Source organism: Actinoplanes octamycinicus (assembly GCF_014205225.1).
In the GTDB taxonomy this organism is placed as follows: Bacteria; Actinomycetota; Actinomycetes; order Mycobacteriales; family Micromonosporaceae; genus Actinoplanes; species Actinoplanes octamycinicus.
Genome location: NZ_JACHNB010000001.1, coordinates 364,556 through 380,144, shown reverse-complemented (window position 1 = coordinate 380,144; position 15,589 = coordinate 364,556). Strand labels below are relative to the sequence as shown.

Sequence of the window (15,589 nt, the reverse complement as noted above, 5' to 3'; positions counted from 1 at the left end):
GCCGCGCCGCGCGCCTGACCGCGCCGCGCGCCTGACCGCGCCGCGCGCCTGACTGCGCTGTGCCTGACCGCGCCGCGCGCCTGACTGCGCTGTGCCTGACTGCGCCGCGCGCCTGACTGCGCTGTGCCTGACCGCGCCGCGCCTCGTCGGGCCGCGTCTCGCCGGGCCGCGCCTTGCCGGGCCGCGCCTTGCCGGGCCGGGCCGCGCCTCGCCTTGCCGCGCCTCGCCTTGCCGGGCCGCGCCGCGCCCGGCCACGCCGCGCCCGTGCGGCTCGGCCGTGCCGGTCGTTTGGCGGTCCCGCTCGTCTGATCGCGTCCCTGGTCAAGTCGTGCCGGTCGCGGGGCGTGCCGCCGACCTCGCTGACCGCCCGGTGCGGTAGGCGGTGGGGTCAGCGGTGCTCGGTGAGGAAGTCGGTGATCAAGGAGGCCAGGAGGGTGGGCTGCTCGACGACCATGGCGTGGGAGGCGTCGGCCAGCTGCAGGTGGCGCAGGTGCGGGGCGGCCTGGGCCTGGGCGAGCAGGTGGCGGCGGTGGGCCGCGTACAGGTCGGCGAACGGCTCCTGCTCCGGCAGGTCGCGGGTGGCCAGGACCAGCAGCGCCGGGCAGCTGGTGCCGGCGTAGACCGGGGTCAGGTCCAGCTCGTTCATCAGGGTGCGCAGCTCGGTGACGGTGCGAAAGGACGGGCGGAAGGTGGTCTGGCCGTCCCGGCCGTGCACCAGGTTGCGGCGGAAGCCCTCGATCCACACCTTCTCGTTGGCGCCCATGTCGCGGGCGGCCATCCGCTGGCGCTCGACCAGGTCGGCCAGCTCGGCGGCCTCGACGGTCTGGCCGGCGGCGGCCTCCATCATGTCGAAGACCCCGGTCAGGCGCTCCAGCTCGGCCTCGGCCTTGGCCGGGTCCAGGCCGGGGAGCTGCTCGACGCGGGTGGGCGGCGGGTTGCCGTCCAGGCTGACCACGCCGGCCGACTCCGGGTGCCGGGCGCCCCAGAGCGCGGCCAGCATGCCGCCCAGCGAATGGCCGACCACCGCGGGGCGCTCCAGCTCCAGCTGCACGCAGACGGCGGCCAGGTCACCCAGGGCGGCGTCCCAGGTCCACGGCCCGTCCGCGGACCGGCCGTGCCCGCGAAGGTCGATGGTCACCACCCGGTGGTGCGGCCGCAGTGCGCGGGCCAGCGTGGTCATCTGCGCCAGGTTGCCGCCCGCGCCGTGCAACAGGAGCAGCGGGGGCGCGTCGCCGCCGAAGTCCCGGACGGCGATCTGCACGTCCCCCACGTCCACCAGACTGTCGTGGATCATCGCTGCTCCTCATCCTCGGAATCCGGCACCTGCCGGTCATGACCGAAATCGCCCACCACCCGAATGTCCTCCTCCGGCCACCCGAACTCCGCCGCTCGCCCTGAGTCGGCACCCCGTCCGGAGTCCGCCGCCGATCCGGAGTCGGCACCCCGTCCGGGATCCGCCGCCCGCCCGGGCTCGGCACCCCGTCCGGAGTCCGCCGCCGATCCGGAGTCGGCACCCCGTCCGGGATCCGCCGCCCGCCCGGACTCGGCACCCCGTCCGCAGTCCGCCGCCGGGCCCGACTCGCCACTCCGCCCCGACTCGTCCGGCGAGAAGCCGCCCGGCAGATCAGAGAGGCGGCCCGGATCCGTCGGGAAGGCGGGCGCCGCGCCCGGGATGACCTGTCGACCGGGGCCGGGGCCGGGGTCTTGGCCGGCGCGGGCGAGCCGGGCGGAATGCCAGTCGGCGTCTGCCGGCCGGCCCGGGAAGTCATCCGAAGCCGTGGGCCGGGCTGAGGGTGAGCCATGGCCGCCCGGGAGGGAGTCGGCGGGCTCGGCGACCAATGGCTCGGTAACGAGAGGATCGGCGGCGACGGGTGACGTGCCGAGAGGATCGGCGGCGACGGGTGACGTGCCGAGAGGATCGGCGGCGACGGGTGACGTGGCGAGGGGATCGGCGGCGACGGGTGACGTGGCCAGGGGAGAGGTGGCCAGCAGCCGCTCCCGCACCGCGCTCACCGGGACGCCGCCGTCCGGGTGGCGGGGCAGCTTGCCCCGGCGGACCAGGTCGTGCACCCCCTGTCGGCTGATCCCGAGCATCGCGCCCGCCATCGCATAGGACACCGAGGCCGCGAACGGATGCCCCACCCGCCGCGCCACCGCCTGCCCGAGCGGCGTCCGCCACCACTCCACCGGCGGCGCGAACGCGTGATCGTCCGGATAGAGCGTCGCGATCAGCCGGGCCAGCGTGTGCACCGCTTCCGGCGCCGGCCCGTGCTCGATCACGGACGCCCAGTCCAGCGCCCGCCGGTGCAGCCGCCCCCGGACCACGCCCACGCTGTCGTCCCCGTCGAGCAGGATCTCCAGCGGGTCGGCCAGCCGCACGTCGAGCAGCCGGACGAGCTGCTCGGCCAGCGCGTCGGAGTGCCTCATGCCGCCATCCTGCCGCTACTTGACAAGCCGCGTCAAGGGGAAACTTGACGACGCGTGTCAAGTAACCAAAAAGGCTACTCCCCGTATATGACCGGTCACCCACTTCCGCTCCCGCCCGCGGCGCAATAAGGTGTGGCGCGACCCCGGGGAGGATCACTGGTGCGTACGGTTTCCGCCGCGCTCGGCGTCGTCGCGCTGCTCGCCGTCGCCGGCTGCAACGAGCGTGACGAGGCGCCCGTCGCGCTGCCCCCGGTCAAGGTCGCCGAGGTGCCGGCCGCCTCGGCCGGCGGCGCCTGCATCCTCTGGGACTGGAAGTTCATCCAGGAGAAGATCGGCGTCCGGTTCTCGGTGGCCGCCTCCGACCAGGTCGACGACACGTCCACTTGCGTGGTGCAGACGGAGAGCGCTGCGTGGCCCGACCTGTCACTCTCCGTGGTCGAGCAGACCAAGGCGGACGGCAAGATCTTCCTGGCCGAGCGGATGCCGAAGAAGGCGGTCAAGCTCAAGGGCCTGGGCAAGGCGGCCTACCGGTTGAACTCCGCGGCCGGCGGCGGCCACGGCCCGTCGGTGGAGATCGGCTGGCTGAGCGAGGCCGCGCAGTTGCAGACGTTGAAGTTCACCTTCGCCAAGGGCGCGCCGGCGGCGTCGGTGACCCAGATGAACGCCGGGCTGCTGGAGCTGGCCAAGGCGATGGACACCACGGACAGCTGACCCCGAGGAATGCCGGGCTGCTGGAGCCGGCCGAGGCGATGGACACCACGGACAGCTGACCCAGGGGCCCCGCGGCACGGGACCCCTGACGACGGGTGCTCAGCGCGCGGCGACGAACACCCGCGACGCCACCTCGCGCGGCAGCCGGATCTTGTCACCCGACTTGTCGATGGTGACCCCGTCCCGCTCCTGCGCGACGGTCACCGTGGTACCCGGGTCGATGCCCGCGGCGTGCAGCTGGCGCAGCACGTCCGAGTTCGTCTGGACGCTCTCGCAGATCCGCTGGACCACGACGCTGCCGGTCAGGCCGGGGAACGCCAGGTTGCGCTCGCCCAGGCCGACCTGCTCGGCCACGTCGTCCTCGGGCAGGCCGAGCTGCTCCAGGCCGGGGATCGGATTTCCGTACGGCGAGCGGGTCGGCTTGTTCAGCAGCTCGTAGACCCGGCGCTCGACCGAGTCGCTCATCACGTGCTCCCACCGGCACGCCTCCTCGTGGGCTTCCTCCCACGGCATGCCGATGACGTTGACCAGTAGTAGTTCGGCAAGGCGGTGCTTGCGCATGACGGAGACGGCGGTGGTGCGCCCCTCCTCGGTCAGCACCAGGTGACGGTCGCCCTCGACGGTGAGCAGGCCGTCCCGCTCCATGCGGGCCACCGTCTGGCTGACCGTGGGGCCGCTCTGGTGCAGGCGCTCGGCGATGCGAGCCCGAAGCGGAGGCACGCCTTCTTCTTCGAGTTCGAGAATGGTCCGGAGATACATCTCGGTGGTGTCGACAAGGTCGTTCACGATGCGGTCCTCCCAGCAGCGATGTTACCGCGTGGCGGGGGGTTGACATCCGCCCCGAGCAAGTGCTGGAGACCCTACCGGAGGCGGCGGGAGGAGTGCCGCCTCAGCCACCCCGTGGGAGCATGTCCGGATGGCGGACGAGACGACGGCGGTGGTCTGGGACAAGGCCCTGCTCGACTACGACATGGGTGATCACCCGCTGAACCCGGTGCGCGTCGAGCTGACCATGGCGCTCGCCCGTGAGCTGGGTGTTCTCGACCGCCCGGGTGTGCAGTTGATCACGCCGCGGCCGGCCGCCGAGGACCAGCTGACCCGGGTGCACCGGCCCGACTACCTGGACGCCGTGCGCCAGGCCCCGATCGATCCGTTCTTCCTGGGCTGGGGGCTGAACACGCCGGACAACCCGGTCTTCGACGGCATGCACGACTCGTCGGCGCGGATCTGCGGGGCCAGCATCGCGGCCGCCGAGGCGGTCTGGCACGGCGTCGCCCGCCGCGCGGTGAACGTGGCCGGTGGCCTGCACCACGCGATGCCGGCCCGGGCGGCCGGCTTCTGCGTCTACAACGATCCCGCGGTGGCGATCGCCTGGCTGCTCGACCACGGCGCCCAGCGGGTGGCGTACCTCGATGTCGACGTGCACCACGGCGACGGTGTGCAGGCGATGTTCTACGACGACCCGCGGGTCCTCACGGTGAGCCTGCACGAGACGCCGCTGGCGCTCTTCCCGGGCACCGGGTTCTGCGACGAGACCGGCGGGGCCGGCGCCGAGGGCACCGCGGTGAACGTGCCGCTGCCCCCGGGCACCGGTGACGCCGGCTGGCTGCGGGCCTATCACGCGGTGGTCCCGTCGGTGGTCCGGGCGTTCGCGCCGGAGATCATCGTGAGTCAGTGCGGGGCCGACGCGCACCGGCTCGACCCGCTGGCCGACCTGAAGCTCTCGGTCGACGGCCAGCGCGCCGCCTACGTGGCGATGCGGGCGCTGGCCGACGAGGTCTGCGACGGCCGCTGGGTGGCCCTGGGCGGCGGGGGATACGCGCTGGTCGAGGTGGTGCCCCGGGCCTGGACGCACCTGCTCGCGGTGGCCACCGGCCAGCCGCTGGCGCCGAGCACCCCGACCCCGCGCGGCTGGCGCCGGCTGGCCGCCGAGCGCCGCCCCGGCGCCACCGTCCCGGAGACGATGACCGACGGCGCCGAGCCGCCGGACGAGCGCTGGTCGCCGGGCACCGAGAGCGACCCGGTCGACCGGGCCATCCTGGCCGCCCGGCTCGCCGTCTTCCCACTGCACGGACTCGACCCCCATGACCCGCGCGACTGAGAGCGCGCCGGGGGAGCGCAGCGCCGACGTCCTGCTGGCCGACGGCACCGCCGTGCACCTGCGGCAGATCCGCCCGGAGGACGCCCCGGCCATCGTGGACTTCCACTCCCGGATGAGCGACCGCACCCGCTACCTGCGGTATTTCTCCCCCTACCCGCGGATCCCGGAGCGCGACCTGCACCGGTTCGTCAACGTCGACCACCGCGACCGGGAGGCGTTCGTCACGGTCGCCGCCGACGGCCGGATCACCTCGGTCGGGCGGTACGAGCGGCTCGGCCTGGACTCGCCGGAGGCCGAGGTGGCCTTCGTGGTGGAGGACGCCCAGCAGGGCCGCGGGATCGGCTCGGTGCTGCTGGAGCACCTGGCCGAGGCGGCCCGCGAGCACGGCATCGCCCGGTTCGTCGCCGAGGTGCTCCCGGAGAACGGCGGGATGCTGCGGGTCTTCGGCGACACCGGCTACCAGGTGCAGCGCCGCTACGCGGACGGCGTGGTGCACCTGAGCTTCCCGATCGCGCCCACCGAGCGGTCCCGCGAGGTGCAGGAGTCCCGGGAGCACCTGACCGAGGCCCGGTCGATCGCCCGGCTGATCGCCCCGCGCGGCATCGCGATCTACGGGGCGAGCGCCAGTGGGCACGGCATCGGCGCGGCGATGCTCGGCAACCTGCGGGACGGCGGCTACACCGGCGCCGTCGTGCCGGTGCACCCCTCCGCCGAGCGGGTGGCCGGGCTGACCGCGTACCGCAAAGCGTCCGATGCCGGAAGTCCCATCGACCTGGCCGTGATCGCGGTCCCGGCCGAGCATGTCGCGGAGGCCCTGGCCGACGCGGCGTCGGCGGGGGCCGGCGGCGTGGTGATCGGCTCCTCCGGGTTCGCCGAGGCGGGCCCGGAGGGCGCGGCCCGGCAGCGCGCCCTGATCGAGACCGCGCACGCCGCCGGGCTGCGGGTGATCGGCCCGAGCAGTTTCGGGATCGCCAACACCGACCCGGCGATCCGGCTGAACGCGACCATGGCGCCGCGGCTGCCGGCCGCCGGCCGGGTTGGCTTCTTCGCGCAGAGCGGCGCGCTCGGCGTGGCGCTGCTGGCCGAGGCGGACCGGCGCGGCCTGGGCCTGTCCAGCTTCGTCTCGGCCGGCAACCGGGCCGACGTGTCCGGAAACGATCTGCTGCAGTACTGGCAGGACGATCCCGGCACCGACGTGGTGCTGCTCTACCTGGAGACGTTCGGCAATCCGCGCAAGTTCGCCCGGCTGGCCCGCCGGATGAGCCGGGTCAAACCGGTGGTCGCGGTGGCCTCGGCGACCCGCCCGCCGGGTCTGGCCGGCGACCTGCCCGGCCCGGACGCGCACGCGGTGACCGCGCTGTTCGCCCGTTCCGGGGTGATCCGGGTGGACACCGTGCAGGAGCTGTTCGACGTCGGCATGCTGCTGGCCCATCAGCCGCTGCCGGCCGGCCGCCGGGTCGCCGTGGTCGGCAACTCGTCCGCGCTGGCCGCGCTCGCCGAGGTGGCCTGCCGGGCGGCCGGCCTGGTGGTGGCCGAGGGCTACCCGCACGATTTGAGCCCGATGGCCTCCGCGCACGACCTGGCCGACGCGCTCGCCGACGCCGCGGTCGACGACCGGGTGGACGCGCTGGTGGTGGTCTTCGCCCCGGTGGTGCCCGGCCAGCAGCTCAGCGAGGAGGACGCGGACTTCGCCGCGGCGCTGGCCAGCGTGGCGCTGGCCGGGGAGAAACCGACCGTGGCGACGCTGGTCTTCGGCCGGGTGCCGCCGCGGGTGCCGGTCTACATGTCGGTCGAGGAGGCGGTCCGCGCGCTGGCCCGGGTGGTCACCTACGCGGAGTGGCTGCGCCGGCCGCCGGGGACCATGCCGGCGCTGTCCGGGGTGGACCCGGCCGCCGCGGAGACCGCCGGGACGGCGACCGAGCTGCTCGCCGCCTACGGCATCCCGGTGGTGCCGTCGACCCTCGCGCACTCCGCGGACGAGGCGGTCGCGGCCGCGACGGCGCTGGGCTTCCCGGTCGCGGTGAAGGCGGCGGGCGGTGGCTTGCGCCACCGGATCGATCTCGGCGCGGTGCGGCTCGCTCTGGGTGACGAGGATTCCTTGCGTACGGCGTACCGCGAGCTGGACACCACGTTCGGCCCGGAGGTCCTGGTGCAGACCATGGTCCCGCCGGGCGTGGCGTGTGTGGTCGAGGTGGTCGAGGACCCGGCCTTCGGTCCGGTGGTCGGCTTCGGGCTCGGCGGGGTGGCCAGTGAGCTGCTCGGCGACCTGGCCTGGCGGGCCGCCCCGCTGACCGACCGGGCCGCCGAGGCGCTGGTCGACGAGCCGCGGGCGGCCCCGCTGCTGCACGGCTACCGGGGCTCCACCCCGGTCGACCGGGCCGCGCTGATCGACCTGCTGCTGCGGGTGGGCCGGCTCGCCGACGAGCATCCGCGGGTGCGCTCGCTGCTGCTCAACCCGGTGCTGGTCCGGCCGGACGGTTTCTCGGTGCTGCACGCCGCGATCGAGGTCGGCGATCCGGGCGTGCGCCCGGACACCGGCCCGCGCCGGCTGCGCTGAGCCGGACGCGAGACGGCCCCGGCTTCGCGGGAAGCCGGGGCCGCTCGGAGAGACCGGGGATCAGACCGCGTAGGCCTCGAGGCGGGAGGCCCGCTCCGGGTCGCGCAGCTTGAGCATCGTCACCTTCTCGATCTGGCGGATCCGCTCGCGGCTGAGGCCGAACTCGCGGCCCACCTCGTCGAGGGTGCGCTGGCGGCCGTCGTCCAGGCCGAAGCGCAGCCGGATCACCGCGGACTCGCGCTCGGAGAGCGTGGCCAGCACGATCTCCACCTGCCCGCGCAGTTCGCCCTGCGCGACGCCCTCGCCGGGCTGGTTCGGGTCGACCGCGGCGACGAAGTCACCGAGCGCGCTCTCGCCGTCCTCGCCGACCGCCTGGTCCAGGCTGACCGGCTCCCGGTCGTACGAGATCAGCTCGATGACCTGGAACTCCGGCACCGCCATGGCGACCGCGATCTCCGCGACGCTGGGCTCCCGGCCGAGCTGGGTGGCCAGGTCCCGGCGGGCCCGGACCATCCGGTTGACCTGCTCGACCATGTGCACCGGGATGCGGATGGTGCGGGCCTGGTCGGCCATGGCGCGGGTGATCGCCTGGCGGATCCACCACGTCGCGTACGTGGAGAACTTGTAGCCCTTGGTGTAGTCGAACTTCTCGACGGCGCGGATCAGGCCCAGGTTGCCCTCCTGGATCAGGTCCAGGAACGCCATGCCGCGGCCGGTGTACCGCTTCGCGATGCTGACCACGAGCCGCAGGTTCGCCTCGAGCAGGTGGTTCTTGGCGGCCTTGCCCTCGGCGACGATCACCCGCAGCAGCGGGGCCAGCTCGGCGTCGGCCGTCGGAAGCTTCTCCTCGGCGTAGAGGCCCGCCTCGATCCGCTTGGAGAGGGTGACCTCCTCCACCGCGGTGAGCAGGCGGGTGCGGCCGATGCCGTTGAGGTAGGCCCGGACCAGGTCGGCGGAGACGCCGCGCTCGTCCGTCGCGTCGAGGTCGGCCTGCGGCTCGACCTCATCGCTCATGATGTCCTCAGCCATCGTCGCCTTCGTCTCCAGGACCACTTGAGTCCCCTCCCCGTTGTCCGTGCTTACCAGCCACTTCCGTGCCGGTGACGAGAAGCTTCGTCGCATGCGCGTTAAGCGGAGGTGAGGCCAGCGTCCAGGTGGCATGAATCGGGGAGAACCCTGACGTCGGCAAGCCGACAAGCTCGGTCGAATCGGACGTTCAGCCTTGCCATGCCGGGATAATGTGCTGCGACGAGGAGAGGCGGGACCGTGGTCTTCAAGAAGATGCTGCAGGCGCTCGGCGTGGGCGGGCCGTCCGTCGACACCGTGCTGACGAACCCGAACTGTCGCCCCGGCGGCTTCCTGGAGGGCCAGGTGCACATCGTCGGCGGCGACCACGCGGTCGACGTCGAATATGTCGCGATCGGCCTGATGACCCGGGTCGAGGTGGAGAGCGGCGACAACGAGTACCAGACCAACCAGGAGTTCCACCGCCAGCGGCTGACCGGCTCGTTCCGGCTGGAGTCCGGCGCCCGGCACGACGTGCCGTTCCGCTTCGAGGTGCCCTGGCAGACGCCGATCACCGAGGTGTACGGGCAGCACCTGCACGGCATGACGATGGGCCTGGCCACCGAACTGGAGGTGGCCCGCGCGGTGGACAAGTCCGACCTGGACGCGGTGCAGGTGCACCCGCTGCCGGCCCAGGAGCGGATCCTGGAGGCGCTGCTCCGGCTCGGTTTCCGGTTCCACAAGGCGGACGTGGAGCGCGGCCGGGTCTACGGCGTCGAGCAGGAGCTGCCGTTCTACCAGGAGATCGAGTTCTACCCGCCGAGCCGGTACGCGAGCGGCATCAACCAGCTGGAGCTGACCTTCCTGCCCACGCCGCGCAAGCTGCAGGTGATCCTGGAGCTGGACAAGCGCGGCGGGCTGTTCACCGAGGGGCACGACGCGTTCGGCAGCTTCGACGTGGACTACGCGACGGTGGACCAGGTGGACTGGACCGGGCAGCTGGACAACTGGCTGCGGCAGTCGGCGCAGCGCCGCGGCCTGTTCTTCTGATCGGGCTGGTCGCGCTGGCGGTCGCCGGGGTGGTCGCGGTCGCGCCCGCCCCGGCTCCGGGCGCCGGCTCCGATCCGGTGATCGGTTCCGCGGTCTTCAACGACCCGGCCGGCGGGGTCGCCGCGCGGTACGCGATCCACCGGCAACTGGCCCGGATCATCGATCGGGTGCCGGCCGGCGAGACGATCCGGATGTCCTGGTTCGGTTTCACCGATCCGGCCGTGGCCGGCGTCGCCGACACCGCGGAGCGGCCGAACCTCGTCGAGCGGCTGCGGAAGGCGCACGCCCGCGGGGTCGACGTGCGGATCGTCCTCGACCACGAGTCGTTCGAGGACCGGCACGGCAACCGCCGGTATCCCGGGGTGGCCCTGGCCGAGGACCTCGGGACCGACCCGGCCGCCCGGTCGTTCCTGACCTTCTGCCGGGAGGGCTACGGATGCATCGGCAAGCGGCTGATCCCCGGTCTGCCGCATCCGTACAACCACAACAAGTTCCTGATCGCGTCGCGGATCGTGCGCCACGACGGCGGCTCGGTCCGCGATGTGGTGTTCCAGTCGTCCGGCAACCTCGGCGCCTGGGACGCGGAATCCGCCTTCAACAACGCCCTCACCTGGAGCGAGACCGGCTCCTACACGAGCTACCTGCACTACTTCGAGGACCTGGTGAGGTACGCGCCGCGGGCGACCGGGGCGGAGGACTACCACCGGACGGGCGCACCGGCGGACGCCTATCGGACCTACTTCTTCCCACGGCCGGAGAGCGGTCGGCCGGACGACGGCGACCCGATCGCCGGCATCCTGGATGAGGTCAGTTGCGGCCGGGGGACCGGAATCCGGGTGGTGATGTGGGCCTTCACCCGGGTCGCGGTGGCCACCGAGCTGGCCCGGAAGGCGGCCGAGGGATGCCGGGTCGACGTGGTGTACGCCGCCGGGGGCACCGACGCGCGGCACCCTTACGTCAGTCCGGGCGTGCTCACCGAGCTGAGGAGGGGTCCGGTCGGGCTGCGCAGCTGCGGGGTGGCGATGCGCGGCGGCCGGACGCTCAAGCCGCACAGCAAGTACCTGCTGATCGACGGTCCGGTCCCGCAGGTGCTCACCGGCAGCGCGAATCTCGCCCTGTCGTCGCTGCGCAACGCCGACGAGATCGTCGTCCGGGTGCGGGATCCGGCGATCCACCGGCAGTACCTGGCGAACTTCCACCTGGTCAGCGACCGCTGTGCCGGGAAGCTCTGATCAGAGCTCCAGCAGGATGGTGCGCGGGCCGACGTTGACGCTCTCCACCAGCATGTGCGCCCGGAAACGGCCGGTCTGCACGGTCGCTCCCCGGGCGCGCAGCGCTTCCACATAGGTGGTGACCAGCGGCTCGGCTACCTCGGCCGGCGCGGCCGCGTTCCAGGTGGGACGGCGGCCCTTGCGCGCGTCGCCGTACAGCGTGAACTGACTGACCACCAGCAGCGGTGCGTCGTCGTCGGACGCCGACCGGTCGCCGTCCAGGATCCGCAGCTCCCAGGTCTTGCGGGCGAGCTCGGCCGCGGTCGCCGGGCTGTCGTCGTGGGTCACCCCGACCAGCACCAGCAGCCCGTCGGCGATCGTGCCGACGATCTCGTCGCCGACCGTGACGCTCGCCCGGCTGACCGTCTGCACCAGTGCCCGCATGCCGCTCCCGCCGTCCTGGCCGCCGCGCGGCTCGCGGCGATCCGGGTACGGACGGTAGCGGACCGCTCAGCCGGCCGCGTCGCTGGTGTACTCGTCGGCCGGGGTGCGCAGGGCGCCGGTGGTGGCGTCGCCGGTGGTGGTGTTCGCCACGCCGGGGCCGGTCCGCGGCCGGTTCGGGAAGCTGGCCGGTCCGGCGGTGCCGCCGGTCGTGGTCATCACGCCCTCGGTCGCCGGGCCGCCGTTGCGCAGCTCCTCCGGGTCGGTGTCGGCCGGGATGGTGCTGGACAGCTCGGGGTTCGGGTCGCTCATCGTCCACCTCCGTGTCGGGTCGTCCGGAAGATGCCCACCGGGCGCGGCGTCAAACGCCAGTCCGATTCCACTGAAGTACGTCAATAGCAGGCCGGTGGTCAACCGATCGATGCCAGGATTTGGCAGGTCGGAGGCGGCATGGAGCCCGGCGCCCGGCTGGGTGCGCGCCCCCGCGACCGAGGTGGACCTGGAGCCGTGCGCTGTCGTGCGCCGGACCCGACCGTACCCAGACGGGAGAAGCACCCATGCCCCTCACCAGCACCACCGGCGGGCGTACCACCGAAGCGCGGCCTGCCCGGCCGGTGGCCACCACCGCCGCCCGGCCGGCCCGGGCCGGCGCGGACGGCGACGCCAACCGGCGGCAGGCCCGATCGGTGGCCAAGCAGCAGCAGGCGGCCGAACGGATCGCCACCGCGACCGCGGAGATCTCCGCGCAGAACGCCGAGGCCGCCGAGGCGTCCCGGCAACTCACCGAGTCGATGCAGCAGATCGCCGCGGGCGCCGAGCAGGCCTCCGGCGCGACCCAGCAGAGCCTGGCCGCGATGAACCAGATCGAGGACCGGGTCAACCGGCAGCAGCAGACCACCAGTCAGGTGGCCGAGCTCAGCCAGGCCCTGCAGGCGCTGCTGAACGAGACCCGGAACGGGATCAGCAACCTGCTGGCGAACGTGGACAGCGCGTCCGCGCGGCAGACCAACTCGGTGGCCACCATCACCGAGCTGGAGAAGCAGGCCGACGAGATCGGCGAGATCGTCAAGACCGTCGCGCACATCGCCGACCAGACCAACCTGCTGGCGCTGAACGCCGCGATCGAGGCGGCCCGGGCCCGGCAGCACGGCAAGGGCTTCGCGGTGGTCGCCGACGAGGTGCGCACGCTGGCCGAGACCAGTGAGCGCAGCGCCCGGCAGATCCGCGACCTGATCGACGAGGTCCGCAACTCGGTGACCGACATCGCCGGGGCGGTACAGACCTCCGCGGAATCGGCGCGCAGCGAGGTGGAGAAGGGCAAGACGATCACCTCGCAGCTGGAGACCATCCGGGCCGACATGGGCACGATCATGGCTGGCGCGGTGGAGATGGCGGCCGCGGCGGAGCAGGCCAAGCGCTCCGCGGGCAACGCCAAGCAGCGGTCCGAGGAGATCGCCGCGGCGGCCGAGCAGCAGTCGGCGGCGTGCGAGGAGTCGCTGCAGACGGTCAGCCAGCAGTCCCAGGCGCTGCGGCAGAGCGAGCAGGCCGCCGAGGCGCTGGCCGAGGTGGCCGAGACGCTGCGCAGCAGCACCGACATCGCGAAGAGCGCCGAGGACGTGGCCTCGACCGCCGAGGAGCTGTCCGCGGCGGTCGAGGAGATCAACCGGGCGGCCACCCAGATCAACGTGGCGATCAACGAGATCAACACCGGCGCCCGGACCGCGGCCGAGAAGGGTGAGCAGACCGCCGTGGCGGTGGCCGAGATCGAGCGGGGCGCCCAGCTCTCCTCGGAGCGCGGCGGCGCCGCGGTGGAGCGCTCGGACGCGATCCTGGAGCTGCTGGTCACCAACAAGGAGTCGGTCGACTCGATGATCGACGCGATCGGCACGGCGGCCCGCGAGGGCATCGAGAACGTCCGGAAGGTGACCGAGCTGGAGCAGATCTCCCGCCGGATCGACAAGATCGTCGACGCCATCGCGAACGTCTCGATCCAGACCAACATGCTGGCCGTGAACGGCTCGGTCGAGTCGGCCCGGGCCGGCGAGTTCGGCAAGGGCTTCGCGGTGGTCTCCACCGACATCCGCAACCTGGCCCGCGACTCGGCGGAGAACGCCGACCGGATCAAGGACCTGGTCAAGTCGGTGCAGGACCGGATCGTCGAGGTGCGGGGCGACCTGGAGGAGACCAGCCGGATGTCGCTGGCCGAGGTGGAGTCGGCCAAGGCCACCACCGCCCGGCTGGAGGAGATCGAGCGGGACATGCAGCAGGTCCGGGGCGGCAACGTCGAGGTCCAGGAGGGCGCCGAGCAGATCGCCAAGGTGCTCGGCGAGGTCAAGATCGGTCTGGAGCAGATCGCCTCGTCCGCGAACCAGGCCGAGCAGCTCGCCGGGCAGGCCTCGACCGCGGCCCGGGAGCAGGCGCAGGGCGCCGAGGAGTTGGCCGCCGCGGTGGAGGAGATCGCCGCGCTCGCCGACGAGCTGCAGAACGCCGGCTGAGCCGGCCGGGGAGGAACGTCGATGAGCGTGGACGTGGACGAGGCCGCCGCGGCGGACCTCGACGAGGACAACGCGGACTATGTCACCTTCGACATGCTGGGGGAGCGGTACGCCTTCCCGATGCGCCGCGTGCAGGAGATCATCCGGATGCCCGCCGTGGTGAAGGTGCCGCTCGGGCCGCCGTCCCTGGAGGGGCTGGCCAACCTGCGCGGCCGGGTCCTCCCGGTGGTCAACCTGCGGCAGTGCTGCCAGATGCAGCAGGCCGAGCACGACGAGACCACCCGGGTGATCGTGGTCGACGGCGGGGTGCCGCTCGGCTTCGTGGTGGACCGGGTGGCCAGCGTGATCAGCATCGATCCGCAGGCGCTGGAGCCGGCCGACGCGGTGCAGGCCACGGTCCGCTCGGACGTGCTGGTCGGAGTGATCAAGTCGGGCGACGGGGAGATGACCACGGTGCTCGACGTGGACCGGCTGATCGGCAGCCAGTTCGCCCGGCTCACCGCGCAGCGGGCCGGCGGCGGCCGGGACGCGGCGGCCACCCGGGTCCCCGGCGACGAGGACCGCGAGGGCGAGTCGGACGACACCCTGGAGCTGGTCAGCTTCGCGGTCGAGGGCCAGGAGTACGCCCTGCCGATCGACCAGGTACAGGAGATCGTCCAGGCGCCGGAGTCGGTCAGCCACGTGCCGAACGCGGGCAGCCGGGTGCTCGGCGTGATCGACCTGCGCGGCCGGCTGCTGCCGGTGGTCAGCATGCGCCAGGTCTTCGGGCTGCCGGTGACCCCGCTGGAGCCGCAGAACCGGATCGTCGTGGTCTCGCTGGACGACAGCGTGGTCGGCGTGGTGATGGACACCGTGCGCGAGGTGCTGCGGGTGCCGCACCAGCTGGTCGCCCCGCTGCCCAGCGTGGTGACCGGGGACGGGCGGGCCACCGAGGTGGAGTCGGTGGTCCGGCTGGAGGACGGCAAACGGCTGGTCTCGGTGCTGAGCGTGAACCGGATGTTCGACTCGCCCGAGGTGCGCGACGAGATCGCCGACTACCGGGAGGACGACGCGGAGATGACCACGGAACGAGCAGGGCAGTCCGACGACAGCCGGGGCGACGAGGAACTGTTCGTGGTGTTCCGCCTGGACGACGAGGAGTACGCGGTCGACGTCGACACGGTCCAGGAGATCATCCGGGTGCCCGAGGCGCTGATCCGCGTACCGAAATCCTTTGATTTCGTCGAAGGTCTGGTCAATCTGCGCGGAACCGTGCTGCCGGTGGTCGACCTGCGCACCCGGCTGGGCCTGGGGCGCGCCGAGCGGGACGAGCGGCAGCGGATCGTGGTGCTGATCATCGGCGGGGCCCGCACCGGGTTCATCGTCGACTCGGTGGCCGAGGTGGCCCGGGTCGGCCGCAACGTGCTGGAGCCGGCCCCGGAGCTCTCCGCCGAGCAGGCCCGGGTGGTCTCCCGGGTCGCCAACCTGCCCGACCAGCAGCGCATGCTGCTGCTGGTCCAGGTGGACCAGCTGCTCGAGGCCAGCCAGGCCGAGGTGGCGGCGGAGCTCTGCGAGGCCGCCGTCGACGAGGCTCTCGCCGGGGTTTGAGAAC

General features: G+C 72.9%; 13 protein-coding genes. 7 read left to right on the top strand and 6 right to left on the bottom strand.

What is annotated here, in order from left to right; genetic code table 11:
* Positions 1-388: 388 nt before the first annotated feature.
* Together BJY16_RS01610 and BJY16_RS46360 are read right to left on the bottom strand one after the other, a co-directional pair.
* A complete protein-coding gene (locus BJY16_RS01610) occupies positions 389-1,294 on the bottom strand; it encodes an alpha/beta fold hydrolase (protein ID WP_185037358.1) in 906 nt (301 codons plus the stop codon).
* Positions 1,291-2,427: a hypothetical protein gene (locus BJY16_RS46360; protein WP_221501857.1), complete on the bottom strand. Its 1,137-nt coding sequence runs from the start codon at positions 2,425-2,427 to the stop codon at positions 1,291-1,293. The genes BJY16_RS01610 and BJY16_RS46360 overlap by 4 nt, the downstream gene beginning before the upstream one ends.
* A 159-nt stretch (positions 2,428-2,586) precedes the next feature.
* On the opposite strand from BJY16_RS46360, the gene BJY16_RS01600 reads away from it, so the two are divergent.
* A complete protein-coding gene (locus BJY16_RS01600; RefSeq protein WP_185037357.1) occupies positions 2,587-3,138 on the top strand; it encodes a hypothetical protein in 552 nt (183 codons plus the stop codon).
* 99 nt (positions 3,139-3,237) lie between these two features.
* Here the strand turns inward: BJY16_RS01600 and BJY16_RS01595 are convergent, their stop codons facing one another.
* Positions 3,238-3,927 (bottom strand): iron-dependent transcriptional repressor DtxR, encoded by a 690-nt coding sequence (locus tag BJY16_RS01595; protein WP_275408125.1) that lies wholly within the window; start codon positions 3,925-3,927, stop codon positions 3,238-3,240.
* 127 nt (positions 3,928-4,054) lie between these two features.
* Here BJY16_RS01595 and BJY16_RS01590 point away from each other — a divergent pair, with 127 nt between their 5' ends.
* Both BJY16_RS01590 and BJY16_RS01585 read left to right on the top strand, forming a co-directional pair.
* Positions 4,055-5,239 (top strand): acetoin utilization protein AcuC, encoded by a 1,185-nt coding sequence (locus tag BJY16_RS01590; protein ID WP_185037355.1) that lies wholly within the window; start codon positions 4,055-4,057, stop codon positions 5,237-5,239.
* Positions 5,223-7,796 carry a bifunctional acetate--CoA ligase family protein/GNAT family N-acetyltransferase gene (locus tag BJY16_RS01585; protein ID WP_185037354.1) on the top strand — a complete coding sequence of 858 codons (2,574 nt, stop codon included), beginning with the start codon at positions 5,223-5,225 and terminating at the stop codon, positions 7,794-7,796. Before BJY16_RS01590 ends, BJY16_RS01585 begins: the two co-directional genes overlap by 17 nt.
* A 60-nt stretch (positions 7,797-7,856) precedes the next feature.
* Here the strand turns inward: BJY16_RS01585 and sigB are convergent, their stop codons facing one another.
* Entirely contained in the window at positions 7,857-8,825 is a 969-nt protein-coding gene (gene sigB, locus BJY16_RS01580) for an RNA polymerase sigma factor SigB (RefSeq protein WP_185037353.1), read from the bottom strand.
* Positions 8,826-9,062: 237 nt separating this feature from the next.
* On the opposite strand from sigB, the gene BJY16_RS01575 reads away from it, so the two are divergent.
* Together BJY16_RS01575 and BJY16_RS48240 are read left to right on the top strand one after the other, a co-directional pair.
* Positions 9,063-9,851: a sporulation protein gene (locus tag BJY16_RS01575; RefSeq protein WP_185037352.1), complete on the top strand. Its 789-nt coding sequence runs from the start codon at positions 9,063-9,065 to the stop codon at positions 9,849-9,851.
* 29 nt (positions 9,852-9,880) lie between these two features.
* Positions 9,881-11,083 (top strand): phospholipase D-like domain-containing protein, encoded by a 1,203-nt coding sequence (locus BJY16_RS48240; RefSeq protein WP_185037351.1) that lies wholly within the window; start codon positions 9,881-9,883, stop codon positions 11,081-11,083.
* Here BJY16_RS48240 and dtd read toward each other — a convergent pair whose 3' ends face one another.
* Positions 11,084-11,506, bottom strand: coding sequence for a D-aminoacyl-tRNA deacylase (gene dtd, locus BJY16_RS01565; protein ID WP_185037350.1), 423 nt, complete (start codon positions 11,504-11,506; stop codon positions 11,084-11,086).
* A 66-nt stretch (positions 11,507-11,572) separates the two neighbouring features.
* Complete coding sequence (locus tag BJY16_RS48905; RefSeq protein WP_373873492.1) at positions 11,573-11,905, bottom strand: hypothetical protein; 333 nt, start codon at positions 11,903-11,905, stop codon at positions 11,573-11,575.
* Positions 11,906-12,060: 155 nt separating this feature from the next.
* On the opposite strand from BJY16_RS48905, the gene BJY16_RS01555 reads away from it, so the two are divergent.
* Together BJY16_RS01555 and BJY16_RS01550 are read left to right on the top strand one after the other, a co-directional pair.
* Complete coding sequence (locus BJY16_RS01555; protein ID WP_185037348.1) at positions 12,061-13,998, top strand: methyl-accepting chemotaxis protein; 1,938 nt, start codon at positions 12,061-12,063, stop codon at positions 13,996-13,998.
* A 21-nt stretch (positions 13,999-14,019) separates the two neighbouring features.
* The gene (locus tag BJY16_RS01550; RefSeq protein ID WP_185037347.1) at positions 14,020-15,585 is read left to right on the top strand and encodes a chemotaxis protein CheW; all 1,566 of its coding nucleotides are present in this window, start codon (positions 14,020-14,022) and stop codon (positions 15,583-15,585) included.
* Positions 15,586-15,589 lie beyond the last annotated feature (4 nt).